Origin of the sequence: Flavobacterium sp. CG_9.10, from assembly GCF_015752245.1 — a bacterium.
Taxonomy (GTDB): Bacteria; Bacteroidota; Bacteroidia; order Flavobacteriales; family Flavobacteriaceae; genus Flavobacterium.
Genome location: NZ_JADOVD010000003.1, coordinates 34,229 through 51,711, shown reverse-complemented (window position 1 = coordinate 51,711; position 17,483 = coordinate 34,229). Strand labels below are relative to the sequence as shown.

At 33.7% G+C, this 17,483-nt stretch carries 16 protein-coding genes; 10 read left to right on the top strand and 6 right to left on the bottom strand.

What is annotated here, in order from left to right:
• Positions 1 to 2 precede the first annotated feature (2 nt).
• From IWX84_RS03165 to IWX84_RS03135, 7 genes are all read left to right on the top strand, one after another.
• Positions 3 to 1,007: a glycosyltransferase family 2 protein gene (locus IWX84_RS03165; RefSeq protein WP_196849320.1), complete on the top strand. Its 1,005-nt coding sequence runs from the start codon at positions 3 to 5 to the stop codon at positions 1,005 to 1,007.
• On the top strand, positions 1,004 to 2,122 hold the full coding sequence (locus IWX84_RS03160; protein ID WP_196849319.1) for a glycosyltransferase family 4 protein: 1,119 nt from the start codon (positions 1,004 to 1,006) through the stop codon (positions 2,120 to 2,122). The genes IWX84_RS03165 and IWX84_RS03160 overlap by 4 nt, the downstream gene beginning before the upstream one ends.
• A 36-nt stretch (positions 2,123 to 2,158) precedes the next feature.
• Positions 2,159 to 2,860, top strand: a complete 702-nt coding sequence (locus tag IWX84_RS03155) for a class I SAM-dependent methyltransferase (protein ID WP_196849317.1) — start codon at positions 2,159 to 2,161, stop codon at positions 2,858 to 2,860.
• Positions 2,861 to 2,864: 4 nt separating this feature from the next.
• Positions 2,865 to 3,959 carry a glycosyltransferase gene (locus IWX84_RS03150; RefSeq protein ID WP_196849315.1) on the top strand — a complete coding sequence of 365 codons (1,095 nt, stop codon included), beginning with the start codon at positions 2,865 to 2,867 and terminating at the stop codon, positions 3,957 to 3,959.
• Positions 3,960 to 4,036: 77 nt separating this feature from the next.
• Positions 4,037 to 5,383 (top strand): O-antigen ligase family protein, encoded by a 1,347-nt coding sequence (locus IWX84_RS03145; protein ID WP_196849314.1) that lies wholly within the window; start codon positions 4,037 to 4,039, stop codon positions 5,381 to 5,383.
• Positions 5,384 to 5,786: 403 nt separating this feature from the next.
• Complete coding sequence (locus IWX84_RS03140) at positions 5,787 to 7,181, top strand: exopolysaccharide biosynthesis polyprenyl glycosylphosphotransferase (protein ID WP_196849312.1); 1,395 nt, start codon at positions 5,787 to 5,789, stop codon at positions 7,179 to 7,181.
• Positions 7,182 to 7,833: 652 nt separating this feature from the next.
• Positions 7,834 to 8,274: an endonuclease domain-containing protein gene (locus tag IWX84_RS03135; RefSeq protein WP_196849310.1), complete on the top strand. Its 441-nt coding sequence runs from the start codon at positions 7,834 to 7,836 to the stop codon at positions 8,272 to 8,274.
• Positions 8,275 to 8,688: 414 nt separating this feature from the next.
• On the opposite strand, the gene IWX84_RS03130 is transcribed toward IWX84_RS03135, so the two are convergent.
• Both IWX84_RS03130 and IWX84_RS03125 read right to left on the bottom strand, forming a co-directional pair.
• On the bottom strand, positions 8,689 to 9,828 hold the full coding sequence (locus IWX84_RS03130) for a DUF4105 domain-containing protein (RefSeq protein WP_196849308.1): 1,140 nt from the start codon (positions 9,826 to 9,828) through the stop codon (positions 8,689 to 8,691).
• 481 nt (positions 9,829 to 10,309) lie between these two features.
• Positions 10,310 to 11,296: a PorV/PorQ family protein gene (locus IWX84_RS03125; RefSeq protein WP_196849500.1), complete on the bottom strand. Its 987-nt coding sequence runs from the start codon at positions 11,294 to 11,296 to the stop codon at positions 10,310 to 10,312.
• 277 nt (positions 11,297 to 11,573) lie between these two features.
• On the opposite strand from IWX84_RS03125, the gene IWX84_RS03120 reads away from it, so the two are divergent.
• The 3 genes from IWX84_RS03120 (at position 11,574) to IWX84_RS03110 (ending at position 14,129) form a co-directional block, all read left to right on the top strand.
• A complete protein-coding gene (locus tag IWX84_RS03120) occupies positions 11,574 to 12,284 on the top strand; it encodes a CDP-alcohol phosphatidyltransferase family protein (protein WP_196849306.1) in 711 nt (236 codons plus the stop codon).
• A gap of 519 nt (positions 12,285 to 12,803) precedes the next feature.
• Positions 12,804 to 13,136 carry a hypothetical protein gene (locus IWX84_RS03115; RefSeq protein WP_196849304.1) on the top strand — a complete coding sequence of 111 codons (333 nt, stop codon included), beginning with the start codon at positions 12,804 to 12,806 and terminating at the stop codon, positions 13,134 to 13,136.
• A 129-nt stretch (positions 13,137 to 13,265) separates the two neighbouring features.
• A complete protein-coding gene (locus tag IWX84_RS03110; RefSeq protein WP_196849303.1) occupies positions 13,266 to 14,129 on the top strand; it encodes a glycoside hydrolase family 25 protein in 864 nt (287 codons plus the stop codon).
• A gap of 91 nt (positions 14,130 to 14,220) precedes the next feature.
• Here the strand turns inward: IWX84_RS03110 and lptB are convergent, their stop codons facing one another.
• From lptB to IWX84_RS03090, 4 genes are all read right to left on the bottom strand, one after another.
• Positions 14,221 to 14,961, bottom strand: coding sequence for an LPS export ABC transporter ATP-binding protein (lptB, locus tag IWX84_RS03105; protein ID WP_196849302.1), 741 nt, complete (start codon positions 14,959 to 14,961; stop codon positions 14,221 to 14,223).
• A 333-nt stretch (positions 14,962 to 15,294) separates the two neighbouring features.
• Entirely contained in the window at positions 15,295 to 15,645 is a 351-nt protein-coding gene (locus IWX84_RS03100) for a carboxymuconolactone decarboxylase family protein (protein WP_196849301.1), read from the bottom strand.
• Positions 15,638 to 16,474, bottom strand: coding sequence for a twin-arginine translocase subunit TatC (tatC, locus tag IWX84_RS03095; RefSeq protein WP_231385397.1), 837 nt, complete (start codon positions 16,472 to 16,474; stop codon positions 15,638 to 15,640). The genes IWX84_RS03100 and tatC overlap by 8 nt, the downstream gene beginning before the upstream one ends.
• Positions 16,474 to 17,439, bottom strand: coding sequence for an SIS domain-containing protein (locus IWX84_RS03090; protein WP_196849300.1), 966 nt, complete (start codon positions 17,437 to 17,439; stop codon positions 16,474 to 16,476). The genes tatC and IWX84_RS03090 overlap by 1 nt, the downstream gene beginning before the upstream one ends.
• Positions 17,440 to 17,483: the final 44 nt, after the last annotated feature.

The following is a 17,483-nucleotide window of genomic DNA, read 5'->3' as shown; positions in this document are numbered from 1 at the left end:
GTATGAAAGTATCGTTAATAATTTGTACTTACATGCGTCCCAAATCTTTAATGAATTTATTAAAGTCTGTGACGGAGCAAACAGTACATCCAGAGGAGATTTTAATTATTGATGGGTCAACTACAAATGCGACTGAGCAGCTTTTAGATAAAAATAAGTTTAATAATCTTCATTATTATCTGGTTCCTGAATCCCATCGTGGACTAACGAAACAAAGGAATTATGGAATAACTAAAGTGAATACAACGAGTGAAATTATTGCTTTTTTAGACGATGATACCAAATTAATGCCTAATTATTTTGAAGAATTGGTAAAAACGTTTACTAATGACCCTACGGTTACTGGAGTGGGCGGAATCGCTTTAAATGAAAATGGTTGGAGTGTCAGTAACCCATATATAAAATACGACAAGTACCGTTATTTTCAATTGGAAGGACATGTGTATAAAGAAGGCCAACGCAATGTATTTCGCAATTATCTAGGCTTGCAATCTAATTTAGGCCCTGGGAGAATGCCAAAATATTCCCATGGTAAAACGTGTGGATTTCCTTTGAACGGAAAAACACATGAGGTCGATTTGTTGGTGGGAATGTCATTCGCCTTTCATAAAAGCGTCTTTGATTCAATTCGATTTTCCACTTATTTTGAAGGCTATGGTTTGTATGAAGATGCTGATTTCAGCATCAGGGCCTTAGCTTTTGGTAAAAACGTAATTAATACCAACTTACAATTGTACCACTATCACGATGCTTCTGGTCGGCCCAACCAATACCAATATGGTAAAATGGTAGTGCGAAACGGATGGTATGTTTGGAGAGTTAAAAACCCAAACCCCTTACTGAACGCAAAAATAAAATGGAATTCCATTACTATACTATTGACATTGATTCGATTTAGCAATGCAGTAACAACAAATAAACGAAAGGAAGCATTAACGGAAGCCTTGGGTAGAACTGTTGGCTGGTGGAGTTTATTGTTTAATACGCCAAAAGTCAAAAAACAATGACTTTTGTTATCATTACTCATGTTCCTCACCTCATGGAAGGGAATCGATTTTTTGCTTATGGGCCATATGTTCGCGAAATGAATATTTGGTCAAAGCAGGTGAACAAACTCATTGTGGTTGCACCAAAATCTACTATCGTTAAGTCGGCTATTGACGGTGCTTATGAGCACCCAAATATTGAATTCATTGCCGTTGAAAATTTTGATATTTTAAGTTTGAAAAGTGTTTTTAGAGCTGTTTTTAAGACTCCTAAAATTGCTTGGAAAATAGTTCAAGCGATGAAAAAAGCGGATCATATTCATTTACGCTGTCCGGGGAATATAGGTTTGTTGGGATGTTTGGTTCAAATAGTGTTTCCTAATAAGCCCAAAACTGCTAAATATGCCGGGAACTGGGATCCGAAATTCAAGCAACCTTTAACCTATCAATTGCAAAAATGGATTTTGAGCAATACCTTTCTAACGAAGAATATGCAGGTGCTAGTGTATGGGGAATGGCAAGGAAGTACTAAAAATATAAAATCATTTTTTACAGCCTCTTATTATGAAGCGGAAAAAACTCCAATTTTGAACAAAGAAGTTACCACACGGATTGATTTCATTTTTGTAGGGACTTTGGTACTAGGTAAAAATCCTTTGTATGCCATTCAATTGGTGGAAGTATTATCAAAAAAAGGATATGAGGTTCACTTGGATTTATATGGGGAAGGAATTGAACGTGCCATTTTGGAAAAATACATTAGTGCACATCGATTAGAAAAGATAGTTTCATTGAAAGGAAATCAAACATCAGAAACAATTAAAAGTGCCTATCAAAAGAGTCATTTTGTAGTTTTGCCATCCGATAGTGAAGGTTGGCCAAAAGTGGTTGCCGAAGGAATGTTTTGGGGGTGCATTCCTCTAGCGACTCCAGTATCCTGTGTGCCGTTTATGCTGGATTATGGTAAAAGAGGATTGTTGTTGCAAATGGATATTGAAATGGATTTAAAACAAATTTTAACTTATATATCAAATAAAGAAAAGTACACATCAACTGCTATTTCTGCGCAAAAATGGTCGCAACACTATACTTTAAATTTGTTTGAGCAGGAAATTAATAAATTAATGACAAATTAGTGTATATTGCTTTTTTCTCTAATAAAATAAATTGATATGTATTCAGAAGGTATTTATTTTGAAAACCCAAACCGCCATAGTGAGGATGGTATATATAAAGTAAAATCGATTAAAAAAGTATTATTTAACTATTTAAAAACTAATAATATTCAGCTATCCTCCTATGCAGATGTGGGTTGTGGTTCAGGAGAAATAATTAAGTTATTAGGGATGGAATTAAAAATGAATTTTCAGTCTCTTAAAACTCTAAAAGGTTTTGATGTCTCTCCGCATGTTAAAAAATTAAATGATGATAATGTTGAATTTTTATTTCAAGATTTCACTAAATCAACTGAGAAATTTGATTTAGTAACCTTAAATGATGTCTTTGAACATGTACCAAATCCAATATCTTTTTTGACCGAAGTTGGGAAAAGAGCAAAATATGTAGTTATGCATATCCCATTGGAGGATTGCTTATCCGTAAATGTTAGAAATTTACAAAAGAAAAAAATTAAAGATCCGGGACATTTAGTTTTTTTGAACGTTAATTCGGCTTTTAACCTAATAACATTTTCGGGTTTGAAAATTGTGGATTACGATTATTCTATTGATTCAATTAATGCACCCTCAAATAACACTACTGTTTTGCAAAAAATAGCATACCCGTTTAAATATAGTCTTTTAAAGATAAATCCATATCTGTTTTCTAAAATTTTTGGGAGTAGTTTAATTGTTATTGCTGAAGGAATTTTATAAAAAAATGGAAAAGGTTTATAAAATACTTCAAATTGTGGATTCGTTAGATATTGGTGGGACGGAGAGAATGAGTGCGAATATTTGTAATGCACTCACTTCCAGTAATATTCAGAATTATCTGGTTGTTTCTAGAAATATTGGCCCTATTTATAATTTTATTAATGAAAAAGATAATGTGGTTTTCTTAAACAAGAAAGGTGTTTTAGATTGTTTTGCATTTTTCAAACTTTTTAAATTAATATCAAAATATAGACCATCCATCATTCATGCACATCAAACTTCAATTTATTGGGCTTTTATATTAAAATTACTATTTCCGGGGATAACGGTTATTTGGCATGATCACTGGGGTTTTAGTGATTTATTAAAAGATTCTGACAGGAAAATCATTAAGTTTTTTTCTTTTTTAATGGATGGCGTGGTTTGCGTAAACGATAAAATCAAAGACTGGAATATTCAAAATTTAAAAATAAATAAAAAGTACATTGCTTATATTCCAAATTTCCCATTGATTCAGGTAGATCAAAAAAGCCACAATGAAATTCCAGTAATTTTGTGTTTAGCCAATATTAGAGACCAAAAAGACCATCTTAATTTAGTTGCAGCATGCGCATCGTTGAAAGATGAAAATATTAAATTTAAATTGCTTTTAGCGGGTTCATTAGAAGAGAAAGAGTGGGTTGAAAAAGTTAAAAAAAAGGTGACTTTGTTAAACCTTAAAAACGATGTTGTTTTTTTAGGTCCTGTTATAAATATTTCTGAACTTTTAAGTAAAGCAGACGTGGGGGTGCTTAGCTCTGTAAGCGAAGGATTGCCAGTGTCGCTTTTAGAATATGGTTTAGCAGGATTACCTGTCGTTTGTACAGACGTCGGTCAATGCAAAGAAGTACTGGGGAATGGAGAATTTGGCTGGATCGTACCCTCTAAGTCACCACAAGAATTAGCAATTGCGATTAAAGAGGCGCTTTCGGATAAAATAGTGGCAAATAAAAAAGCAGAAGGTTTAAATCAGAACGTTATTAAAAATTATGGCTCTACAATGTTTATTGAGAAATATTTTTGGTTGCTTAACAAAATTAATAATTCGGATGTAGAATAAATTGATTTTGACATCTGCTTCGTATTTCCAGTTTTAAAAGTATAGTCTATGCTACTTATTAGTAAATATTGTTACAAATGAAAAAAGAGGATCTTTCCTATCTCTATTTAATTCTTTTCCATGTGGCCATTGGTGCATTGGGATACCTATTGCCTTTCACTACGAAAATATATGGCTATTCTATTTTTATTTTTGGGGTTTATTACATCATTAAGAAACAAAATAGGAATAATGAAGCGCTTATTGCAGCTGCTTATGTGGTGGGAAGTGAAGTTTTCTTAAGGATGACGGGAGGGAATCCCTTATATGAAATTTCTAAATATGGGGTGATGGTTTTTATTTTCATCGGAATGTATTTTAGTGGCTTCTCTAAAGGGGCAATTCCCTATTGGATTTTTTTGTTATTGTTGGTGCCTAGTGTCGTGATGACTTCTTTTGTATTAAATTTTGATACTAATATCCGAAAAGCCATTGCTTTTAATATTTCGGGACCGGTATGTTTAGCTGTAGCATCATTATATACCTTCCGCCGTAAAATAGCAGCAGAACAAATGAACGACATATTGCTAAGTATTGGTTTGCCTATTATTAGCTGTGCTGTTTACTTGATATTATTTACTCCTGATATAAGGGAGATTATAACTGGAACGGGTTCTAGCTACGAAACCTCCGGGGGGTATGGACCCAATCAGGTGGCAACTGTTTTAGGGTTAGGAATGTTTATCTTTTTTTCAAGGGTCATAGTGGAGTCTAAAACAAAGTTTCAAGTAGTGATTAATTTAATTATTGCTTTTAATATGGCTTATAGGGGAATGGTTACTTTTTCTCGTGGGGGTATGATTACCGGTTTCCTGATGATTGTTTTATTACTGCTTTTTCTGTATTTTAAGTCTAATTATAGGGGTAGGGTAAAGCTGAATTATATTATAGTATTGCTATCTTTATCGATGATGGGAGTATGGAGTTATACCTCGCTTCAAACGGGTGGATTGATTAACAAACGGTATGCCAATCAGGATGCAGCTGGAAGAGTAAAAAAGAGCCAATTTACGGGTCGTGAAGATGTAGCGACCAATGAAATTAATTCATTCTTGAAGAATCCTATATTTGGCGTCGGAGTTGGAAAAGGAGTAGAGCTTCGAGAAGCTGAAACGGGTACTTTTGTTTTATCTCATGATGAAATTACCAGAATGCTGGCGGAACACGGCTCTTTGGGAATTCTGGCCTTATTGATTTTATTTTTTACCCCGCTGGTATTGTATTTAGAAAACAAGTTCAATATGTATTTGTTGTGTTTTCTTGCCTTTTGGTTTTTAACTATCAATCATGCCGCCATGCGGACCGCAGCACCTGCCTTTGTCTATTCGCTGTCTTTGTTGAATGTGCAATTGGGGAGTCCTAGGAAAGTGAAGAAAGAAGAATAGTGGTCAGTATTCAGTGGTCAGTCTTTTTTAGTGGTCAGTGGTCAGTTTTTAGTGTTCAGTGTTCAGTGTTCAGTGTTCAGTGTTCAGTCTTTTTTAGTGGTCAGTATTCAGTGATTAGATGTTAAATGAGGATTTTGTATTTCTTTTTTTGCTCCCTTTAGTCCCGAAGCTTCGGGAGGGGTAAACAAAAAATAAAATTAAGCTATTTTTGTTTTGCTCTATCCAAAAAGGTAGTAGAAAATGTGGCTTATATTCTTGATTTTTTATGTTCTTTTAGATTACTAATTCTCAACTACTAAATGAATTATTTTGTGAGAAAATAAATTTGTTAAAAAAATTAACATTTCTTATAATGATATGAGTTCAAAATGGCTAAATTGCAGCTCAAACCAGAAATAGAAACATGTTATCAATAGAAAAAATGCATTTTGAAATATCAGAAAGGAAGATGATTCTGCGTCTTTTTGATGTTTTAGGTGTCTTGACAGCGTTGTTTATAGTAGGCTATTTTTTTAATTTTGACTATTTCAGCAGTATCACAGCCAATCTTTATTGGACTTTAGTTTTAGCGATTTACCTCAGTCTTTTTGGCACTATATTCGAAATGTACAATCTTCAAGTGGCCAGTAATCAATTTCAAGTATCCAGAAGTGCTCTTCTTACTGCCACAACCACGGTTTCCATCTATTTGCTTACCCCTTTTTTTTCTCCTGAATTGCCTTCCAAAAGGATACAAATTTTCTTGTTTTATTTAGTTGTCTTTTTGTCGTTATTTTTGTGGCGTATGATTTACGTGAAGTTTCTAGCATCTAATCGGTTTCTTCAAAATGCCTTATTAATATGTGATCAGGAGCAGGTGGAAGAATTGATTTTAGGTTTGGAAAACATAGACCCACATTATAAAATCATTGCGTTCGTTAGTGCCGATGCCGCCCAAGAGAATATGACGGACTACCAATATGTACAACAAATTAAGAGAGAGAATTTGTTTTCATTTGTTAAAGAAAATTCTATTTCTGAAATTGTGATTGCCTCCCAAAAAACAGAAGGAATCACTACTGAATTGTACCAACAATTACTTCAATTATTAGAGACAGGAAATATTATTAGGGAGTATACTCAAGTGTACGAAAGCAAGACACAACGTATTCCGGTGCATTATATGTCGAAAGATTTTTACCGCTATTTTCCTTTTAGCAGGAGTAACAACAATAAGTTATATTTATTAGTGGTACGACTTTTTGAAATAGGTATTTCCATACTTGGATTGACTGTTGGCCTGGTTTTGTTTCCAATAATAGTACTAGGTAATGCGATAGGAAACAGAGGGAAGTTGTTTTATACTCAAGAAAGAGTAGGGAGAGATGGAATTGTGTTTGAAATTTTAAAATTCCGTACAATGATCAGTAATGCCGAAACTAACGGAGCGGTTTTTACCACTGTCAATGATTCGAGGATCACTGGTTTTGGTAAATTCTTACGGAAAACTAGGATAGATGAATTTCCCCAATTTATCAATATTCTTAAAGGCGATATGGCCGTTATAGGTCCGCGTCCCGAACGTCCTTTTTTTGTTAAGGAAATAGCTGAAGTAATGCCTTTTTATGAAACCAGACATATTATAAAACCAGGTCTTACTGGTTGGGCGCAAGTGAATTATTCCTACGGCGATACCATTAGCGATAGTTTAATTAAGTTGCAATACGACCTTTATTACATTAAACATAGGAGTATTTTCTTGGATTTGAGTATTGCTTTTAAGACCATTACGACGGTATTGTTTTATAGAGGACAATAGATTTATTATCTATTATTATTATTATTATTATTATTATTATTTATTAGGAGGTAACGAAATAATTTATTTTATTAAATCTGTCCATACAATCGTAAAACTTCCTTCTTCAATATTCCAAGTTCCATCTTCAAAATTTAAGGATAATGTTGAGTAGTCAATAAACAAATTTCGCGATTTTAAAGGAACCCCTAGCACCTCTAACTCCCCCTATTATTTTGTTCGGAGTCGTTGAATTTTTGATTTCAAGAAGGAATGCGATTTCGTAAATCGTTTATTTATGTTTCTCATATTACATAGTATTAAAACCTAAAAGTTATTTAAAGAAGTAATTCCACTTTTCAATTCCCCTCTAGCGCGGGTTGCGGGTGTGTTTTAAAAAAGTATTCTCTAAATCTAAAAGTAATTTTAAAGAAGTAATTCCACTTTTCAATTCCTCTCAAGTGAATCTTGCGGGTGTTTTTTCAAAAAGTATTCTCTAAATGTAAAAGTAATTTAAAGAAGTAATTCCACTTCTCAATTCCCCTCTTGAGAGGGGCTAGGGGTGTGTTTTTTCTTGAGATAAATAAAATAATCAGTTAGAGACTGTCTTTTTATTTCCATCTACACAAACACATCACTAAAAAAACTATTTTTATGAGGATAAAAATAGTCTATGGCGAAAAGAAAAATAATACCATACAACGCAAAATTGACAGCATTTGCAAAGCAACTTAGAAATGATTCTACTGAAACAGAAATATTTCTTTGGTTAAAATTGAAAGGTAAGCAAATGTATGGCTACGATTTTCATCGTCAAAAGCCTATCGATAATTATATTTTGGACTTTTTTTGTTACGAATTGATGTTGGGAATAGAGGTAGATGGTTATTCTCATGAGTTTCTAGAAGTATATAACAAAGATACATTGAAAGAAAAGAGAATGAATCAATTGGGAATAACTGTTTTACGTTTTAGTGATGAACAGGTTTTGAGGGATATGGAAAACGTATTGCGTGCTATTGAGTTTTATGTTTTTGAATATGAGAAAAAAATTGTAGCTCCACCTATCGGACACACCCCTAGCCCCTCTCAAGAGGGGAATACGATTTCGTGATTGTATTCTTTCTGGTTTTCATAACAAATAGGGCTAAAAAGAAAAAGCATTTTAAAGAAGTAATTCCACTTTTCAATTCCTCTCAAGAACATGTTGCGGGTGTGTTTTCAAAAAGTATTCTCTAAATGTAAAAGTAATTTTAAAGAAGAAATTCCACTTCTCAATTCCCCTCTTAAGAGGGGTTAGGGGTGTGTTTTTCAAAAATCATTTCAAAATCCAAAAGCATTTTAAAGAAGAAATTCCACTTCTCAATTCCCCTCTTGAAATCGAAGATTCAACGACTCCAAACAAAATAATATAGGGAGTTAAAGGGGTTAGGGGTGTGTTTTCACAAAGAGTATATAATCCAAAAATTATCTAAACCAATACTTCCACTCCTTAATTCCCCCACCGTGGCGGGATTTAGACTGATAATCATATAATTATAGGAACTCGTTTTCTATTTTGAATCGCCAATTTCACTAATAATACTGCACTAGTAATTACGAGAGGAAATACAATCATAAGATGCGCTTTGTTAATCATGATAACCAAATAAATCAACAACGATAAAAGATTGAATAACGCCAGGTTATAAAGCCATTTTCTGTTTTTGGTATGGTATAAATAAAGAAGGGACAGTAAGGTAGGGTTAAACAGTAAGATATTATAATTATAGGCTAGTTCCTGATGAAACGAATAAAAGCCCGCAAAAAGAAAGAATACTCCTAATAGGGCCATAATAGTAAAATAAAAAGCAGCTACACTTTTCTTGTTTAGTAAAATAACAAAACCAAGAAATAAAAGATACGTATATACATTATTCCACCAAGAGCTAGTCACTTCTTTCCCAAATTCAAGTATGGTTTTGTTTTCTTGGGCAAGCAGTTGATTTTGGAAAGAGACCTTTTTTAAACTTTTCTGTAATTCAAACGGTAGGAAGATTTGCGTTCCCAACTCATCTACTTTTTTTCCAAAAATAATGCTGGTACCTAATTTTTCATAAAAATGATTGTCAAAATAAGGATAGAGTATGGTCCTGTATGTGATATCGGTGTCCGTTTTTTTTACAATGGCAACGGTATCCAGTGTTTTATTGATAATGTCAACGACCATAGACGTACAATTTTTATCAATAAATTTATAAGTGTAATGACTTTCTCCAGAAGCCAAAGAAGTATTCAAATTGTCAAATAATTTTTGTTTTAGATTTGGCGCAATGTTTAATTCCTGTTCGTACACAGATCTTTTTTCGTACTGGTATTGATTGATGAAATCGGAATAGGAATTGGCGACGGCAAAATATTGTAAATCTCCTTTTATGAATTTCACCACAAAATTAGGAGTGCCAAAATCAAAAGCACCATAATTATAAACGACGTCAATATTGTTGAAGGGATCGCTGATGCGAATCGCCGTATGTCCAAAAAGCGAATAGGATTCATTCCCGGTTCCGCAAGTAATTACGCTGACATGAGCTTCTTTTGAAAGTAAAAGGTTTTGTCCAAAACTATAGTTTACAGTTAAAAACAAGAGTATAAAAAAAGAAATTTTCTTTAAAGAAGTTATATTCATTTGGGAATAGTATTAAATAGGAACACTTGTAACACAGATTGAACAAATTTACATGGATTTTTTTGTTCAGCCTAAGTTAAGTGGAATTTTACTAATTGTTTTGTGTAAATCAGTATTGTAAATAAAATATAACGTGAAGTTCGCTACTAGTTACTTGTAGTTTTATCCGCTAGTACGCTAATTATTTTTAAACATATAGAAGCATAGGTTTTTTATTTTCAAAGACAATATAAGTGCGTTTCACTTTTTATAGATTCGCATGATTCATTTTTATGTATTGTTTTACCGCTAATGCGCTAATTATTTTTAAAGACATAGAATCATAGGTTTTTTTGGTTTAAAAGATAATGTAGGTGCGTTTCACTTTTTATAGATTCGCATAATTCATTATTATGTATTGTTGTACCGCTAATGCGTTAATTAATTTCTTTTTTTTAATTAGTGAATTGGCGGTAGATTTTGTTTTATACGTTACAACAGTTTAATTTCTAAAAAGACTTAAATCCACTTTTACCGAAAAAATATTCGAATACAAAGCAGTACTTTGGTTGCCTAAATCGGTTAGGGCATAATCTACTTGAATACCTTTGTATTTAAATCCTAATCCGATATTAGGTTGAAAACCCACTTTTTCGCTGTTGTCCAGTTGTTGAATGTTTTGAAAATTCCCTACTCCTGCACGCAAGAAAACCAAATCGGTGTAGCCAAATTCAAATCCAATCGCGGGATCGATACTGACAAAATCAGTCGAGATAACATCATTGGTTTTGGTAAACCGCATATTCATATTGGCAGCGGCCAAAATACTGTAATCATAATGTATGATAAATTTCTTGGCTATTCCTAACTGTGCTTTTGGAGCAGTAATCTCTGTGCTTTCCGGTAATTCTTGATTTTGACCAGGGATGGCATCAGAAATTTTTTTGTATTCGGCCTCATCAATATTCCAAACATTGTAGGTAGTCGTAATGTCGCGGAGCATTAATCCAAATTGCCAATTATTTTTTTCGAATTGTAAACCGGCATCAAAACCAAATCCCCACGAATTAGCAAATTTTCCTATGATTCTGCGGATTACTTTAGCATTTACGCCATATTGAAATCCCGGAACCGGTAATTTTCGCGCATACGAAAAGGTAAAACCATAATCGGCGGTAGAAAAAAGACTGATTCGGTTATAGTCAATATTGCCTTGGCTATCAATCAATTCGGTTGTGTTTAGAATATCATCTACACCAAAACGGATTAATGAAATACCCCAAGCACTGCGGTCATCGATTGGGCTGGCGTAGGCCATATAATCGTATTGCGCAATATTTGCAAAATAATTTGCATGCATTAACGATATTTGATGGTCTTCGAGATGAATTAAACCTGCAGGATTCCAATAGCCAGAATTGACATCATTAGTGGATGCAACAACGGTATTTGACATGCCTAATGCAGCGGCATCAACGCCAATATTCATAAACTCGTTAGAGTATTTTCTGACGGCTTGACTGTAAGTAGAAATACAAACCAGAAGAAACAGAAATAAGAAAGCTTTTTTCAAAGGAACTTTTTTTACAGACATAAGGTCTGTTTAATTTTTATCAAAAATATAATTTTTTACTGAGCTTATTTCTTCCTTTTATCAAATAAATAGTAATGTGGAAATCGCTGTTTAAAATCTCTAGTAAAAAACGTACTTCTCATTCACTTATTATGTTAAATTTGCCAACATTGAATCGCTAAACTGTAGAACTATGAATATTAAAAAGCACATCCCGAATTTAATTACCTTACTCAACCTTTTTTGTGGCTGTATTGCAATCGTTTTTGCCTCCAGACAAGATTTTGAAATGGCTTTTTATTTTGTTTGTCTAGGTATATTTTTAGATTTTTTCGATGGTTTTTTTGCCAGATTGTTCAAAGTTTCCAGTCCGCTGGGTTTACAATTAGATTCTTTGGCAGATATGGTAACCAGTGGCGTAGTGCCTGGATTTGTTATGTTTTTTTTGCTTTCAAGCAGTCAACATGAGATTTCAGCTCATCCCATGATTCCTTATTTGGGGTTCATTGTTACTTTAGGTTCCTGTTATCGTTTGGCTAATTTTAATATTGACACCCGTCAAACAGATTCTTTTATAGGGTTGCCAACGCCCGCGAATGCACTTTTTATTTTGAGTCTGCCTTTGGTTTTGAAATATTCAGATTCCATATTCACACTGGAAATTTTGACTAATCAATGGATTTTACTTGCCATAACGTTATTAAGTGCTTATATCCTGAATGCGGAGATTCCTTTATTCTCTTTAAAACTTAAAAAGTTTAATTTTAAAGACAATGCACTTCAAATTGTGTTTTTATCTCTTTCTCTATTGTTGTTATTTTTCTTTCAGTATTTAGGGATTCCGTTATTGATTATACTTTATATTTTACTGTCGGTGCTAAATAATAAAATGGCAATAAAGTAGTCCGTTGGTTTTTGATGGTTTTTTCTTCAGTTCATTATTTTTGGATGCATTTTTGTTTTATTTTACGGCACAAAAAAAACTACCATTGACGTTTTTTTGAAAGTAAAAAATCATGAATTACTAATTTTTTCTTTTGTCTTGATTACTCACGAGTTAATAATTTATTGTAGTTCGTGAATTCATGATTTCAAAAGAAACAAAAAATATTCATTGGTTATTATTGTTTTTAATTTTTTCTTTTGTCTTGATACAAAAGAAACAAAAAGTCAAGCCTGAATATTTTTATCCCAAAAATCATCGGACGAATTTGCCTATCGCGACCCCAGCCGCTCGTGTTTCACACTCGACTCGGGGGTCACTCCCTGCTGCCAGCGCTGAAATCCTTACCGTGATTTTTTGGTGTAAAAAGATAAGGGCGGGTAGAGGATCAGTTGTTACAAACTATTTTTTATCTGAACATCATTTTTTCTTTTGTCTTGATTACTCAAGAGTTAATAATTTATTGTAGTTCGTGAATTCATGATGTCAAAAGAAACAAAAAATATTCATTGGTTATTATTTTTTTTAATTTTTTCTTTTGTCTTGATACAAAAGAAACAAAAAGTCAAGCCTGAATATTTTTATCCCAAAAATCATCGGACGAATTTGCCTATCGCGACCCCAGCCGCTCGTGTTTCACACTCGACTCGGGGGTCACTCCCTGCTGCCAGCGCTGAAATCCTTACCGTGATTTTTTGGTGTAAAAAGATAAGGGCGGGTAGAGGATCAGTTGTTGCTATTGCTATTTCTTCATGTCTTCAAATATTTGACGCTCGACTGCTGAAGTTAAGGACGATTGAATCTCGTAAATAATAGCAATTTGATTTATAATTGAATAAAAACATAGAATGTCATTTTATATTGCTTTTTTTGTAAAAAATTAGGCCTCGAACAAAAGTTCTGAATAATTGTACCTAAAGATTTAATAAAGTAGTTTTTTGCATGAGTAAAAAGATAGTCAGAAAGCGAACTGTGTCGATTCGTAAACCGAAAAAGAAAGCGTCTGTTTTCTCTGCCAAGGGTATACGTTTATCGATTGCTGCTTTTTTTTTGCTGGTTCTTATTGGAATTGGATATCATTATCGCAATGGAATAGCCTATTATTTCAGTTTTAAATCGGATAAAATTCTAAAGGAAGAAGCCGAAGCGAAACGTATTTCAGATGTTCGAAATTTTCAGGTTCTGGAAAAAAGTGACGGAAAGAGTATTGGTCTAGATGTTTCTGAATACCAAGGGAAAATTCAATGGTCTTATGTGGACACTTTAGAAAATAAATATCCTTTAGACTTTGTGTTTATCCGTGCAACCGTGGGGAAGGACAGAAAAGATCTTCAGTTTAAGCGGAATTGGCTTGGCGCCAAAAAAAATAAAATGATTCGCGGAGCCTATCATTATTATCGTCCCAATGAAAACTCTCTCGAGCAAGCGGAGCTTTTTATTAAAACGGTTACACTTCAAAAAGGGGATTTGCCACCTATTTTAGACATTGAAAAACTACCAAAAAACCAATCCTTAGACAGCTTGAAAGTCGGTTTGAAGCGCTGGTTAAAAGCGGTGGAATTGCATTATAAAGTAAAACCTATCATTTATACTGGTGAAAAATATTATGATGATTTTTTAAAGGATGAGTTTAGTGACTATCTTTTTTGGATTGCCAATTATAATTTTTACAGAGAGAAAATCGATTCAGACTGGTTGTTTTGGCAATTTACTGAAAAAGCAGCTGTCCCTGGAATAAAAGGAAATGTCGATGTTAATATTTACAATGGCGATTTAGAACAGTTGCGGTTTATTACGGTGGAGTAGTTTTCGATATTCGTTTGGCGATGAACGAATAACGATTGCCACACTATTTACGTCCAGTCTCCCCCTCTTTCGGAGGGGGCCGGGGGGAGGACTAAAACTCCAGCTTCTTCTTTCTCAATTCGAAGTTCTGTCCAAGATATACACGACGTACCATTTCATCTTCAACCAGTTCTTCAGGAATACCGGCTTTTAGGATTCCCCCTTCAAACATCAAATAAGTTTTATCAGTAATCGCTAGTGTTTCTTGTACGTTGTGATCGGTGATCAAAATTCCGATGTTTTTATTTTTTAGTTGGGCTACAATTCGTTGAATATCTTCCACGGCAACGGGATCGACACCTGCGAAAGGTTCATCAAGTAATATGAATTTAGGATCGGTGGCAAGACAACGAGCAATTTCGGTTCGACGACGTTCTCCACCCGAAAGTAAATCGCCACGATTGGTGCGAATATGTTCTAAACTAAACTCGTCAATCAAGCTTTCCATTTTGGCAACCTGTTCTTCTTTAGTTAGTTTGGTTAATTGTAACACGCTCAAGATATTGTCTTCGATACTTAATTTTCTGAAAACAGAAGCTTCCTGAGCCAAATAACCAATTCCCTGCTGGGCTCTCTTATACATTGGATAGTCGGTAATATTCAAATCATCCAGGAATATGTTCCCTGAATTTGGTTTTACCAATCCAACAATCATATAAAAAGAAGTTGTTTTCCCGGCACCATTTGGACCCAAAAGACCCACAATTTCGCCTTGGTTCACTTCCACAGAAATGCCTTTTACAACACTTCTTCCTTTATAGGTTTTTACAAGATTTTCGGCTCTTAATTTCATATTTTATAAAGTTGCTAAGTAGCAAAGTTACAGAGTAACTGAGTTTTTATTATTGCAAAGAAACGAATTTTGTTTCTTTAGTGTATTGATTTAACTTCAATTTTGGAATTTCTAAATTCAGATCACTGCTAACAAAATGAACACATTTTAAATAAATTTCAAACCACATAGGAACATAGATTTTAATTATTTAAAGCAAAAAGACATTTTATTTTGCAAAGAACACTTAACTATATGGAAGAATTATTCCTATTCAACTCTTTTTTTGGCTTTTTTCTATGGCTCTATGTGGTGCAAAAGCATGAAGTATTTGCCTTGATTACTGCTACCTGATTACTGAGCACTTTCTTCCAATGCTTCCCAGAATTCATAGGCTCTGCGTAAATGAGGCACTACAATAGTACCGCCAACAAGTGTAGCGATTCCCATAGCTTCCATCATTTCTTCTTTGGTTACCCCTTCTTTGAAACTGGTTTCTAAATGGTATTTTACACAGTCATCACAACGTAAAACTGCCGAAGCCACTAATCCTAGCAGTTCTTTGGTTTTTACGTCCAATGCTCCCGCTGCATAGGCATTGGTATCCAAATTAAAAATTCGTTTTACAATTTTATTATTGTCAGCCAATAATTTTTCGTTCATCTTAGAACGGTAGTCGTTGAATTCTTCTATAATATCAGACATTTTCTATTTTTTTTTGATTACGTACAACAAGTTTTGAAATTAAGATGCTTGCTTCATATATTAATAACATCGGTATCGCGACAATTGTTTGGCTAACCACATCTGGGGGAGTAACAATTGCGGCAACAATAAGTATTATAATTACAGCATATTTCCAGTATTTCCTTAAAAATGTGGGTGTTACTAAACCTAATTTTGTTAAGAAATAAATCATTATTGGCATTTCAAAAAACAATCCGCTTGCTAACACCGATGTTTTTACCATTCCTAAATAGGAATCCAGAGTAAATTGGTTTTTTACAATGTCACTTACAGTAAATGTAGCCAAAAAATTGACGGACATCGGGATTACTACATAATACCCAAATAAAACTCCTAAAAAGAAAAGTAATGACGAAATGAATATAAATATTTTAGCATTTTTTCTTTCTTTTTCATACAAAGCAGGACCGATAAATTTCCAGAGTTCAAATAAAATATACGGAAAACTCAAAATAAAACCTGCCAGAAGACACATCCAGACAAACATATTTACCTGGCCCTCCATTTCTGTGTTTTGAATGATAAAAGGCATTTCGGTGATACAAATACTATCTGCAAAGCCTAATGAATGCGATAAATCACAAAAAAAAGTGTAGGTAATAAAAGTAGGTCTTGTAGGTCCAAATATGATGATGTCAAATAGGTAATCACTTATGAAATATGTAAGAAAAGCCATTATTATTACAGCTATGGTACTTCGGACCAGCAACCATCTTAATTCTTCAAGATGGTCTAAAAAGGACATTTCATTTAAATTTTTCTTCTCTTTAATAATTTTTTTTGTCATTATACTATTCCCTCTTTTAAAATGTCATGTAAATGCAGTACCCCTTTGTACTCGCCATTGTCAATGACAACTAATTGTGTTATAGAAAAATCTTCAAGTATATTCAATGCATCTACAACCATAGCTGTAGAAGCGATTAATTTTGGGTTTTTAGTCATAATGTCTTTGGCAGTCAATTCAGTGAAGGAATCTCTTTCATTCAACATTCTTCTAATGTCACCATCGGTAATAATTCCGATTACCTTATTATCCTCGACCACTGCAGTTACTCCAAGACGCTTTTCCGAAATTTCGAAAATTACTTTTTTGATAGGTGCATCCGGACTCACTGAAGGTTTTAAAGTGTGTTCCAACATGTCTTTTACGCAAAGTAATAATTTTTTGCCAAGAGCACCTCCAGGGTGATAAATGGCGAAATCTTCTGGTTTGAAATGGCGCATTTCCATCAGACAAACGGCCAAAGCATCGCCCATCACTAATTGTGCAGTGGTGCTATTTGTGGGTGCTAAGTTGTTAGGACACGCTTCTGCATCAATCGTAGTATTCAAAATAAAATCGGAACCTTTGGCAAGAAAAGAGGTCATATTTCCCGTGATAGCAATTAAAGTATTACCAAAACGTTTCAATAGTGGAACTAAAACTTTTATTTCTGGACTATTACCACTTTTTGAAATGCATATAATCACATCTTCGTTTTGAACCATGCCTAAATCACCGTGAATGGCTTCAGAAGCATGAAGAAAAAGTGATGGCGTTCCAGTGGAATTGAATGTGGCGACCATTTTTTGCGCAATAATGGCACTTTTTCCTATACCGGTAACCACTAATCTCCCTTTGGAATTATAAATACTTTGGGTGGCGCTAATGAAGTTTTCATCAAGATAATCAGTGAGTTTTGCAATAGATTCACTTTCAGATATAATGGTTTTTTTGGCACTCGCCAAGATATTTTCTTTAGTTATCAAAACAGAATGTTTAAAATTTGTGGGTTTAAAAGAAATTTGTATCT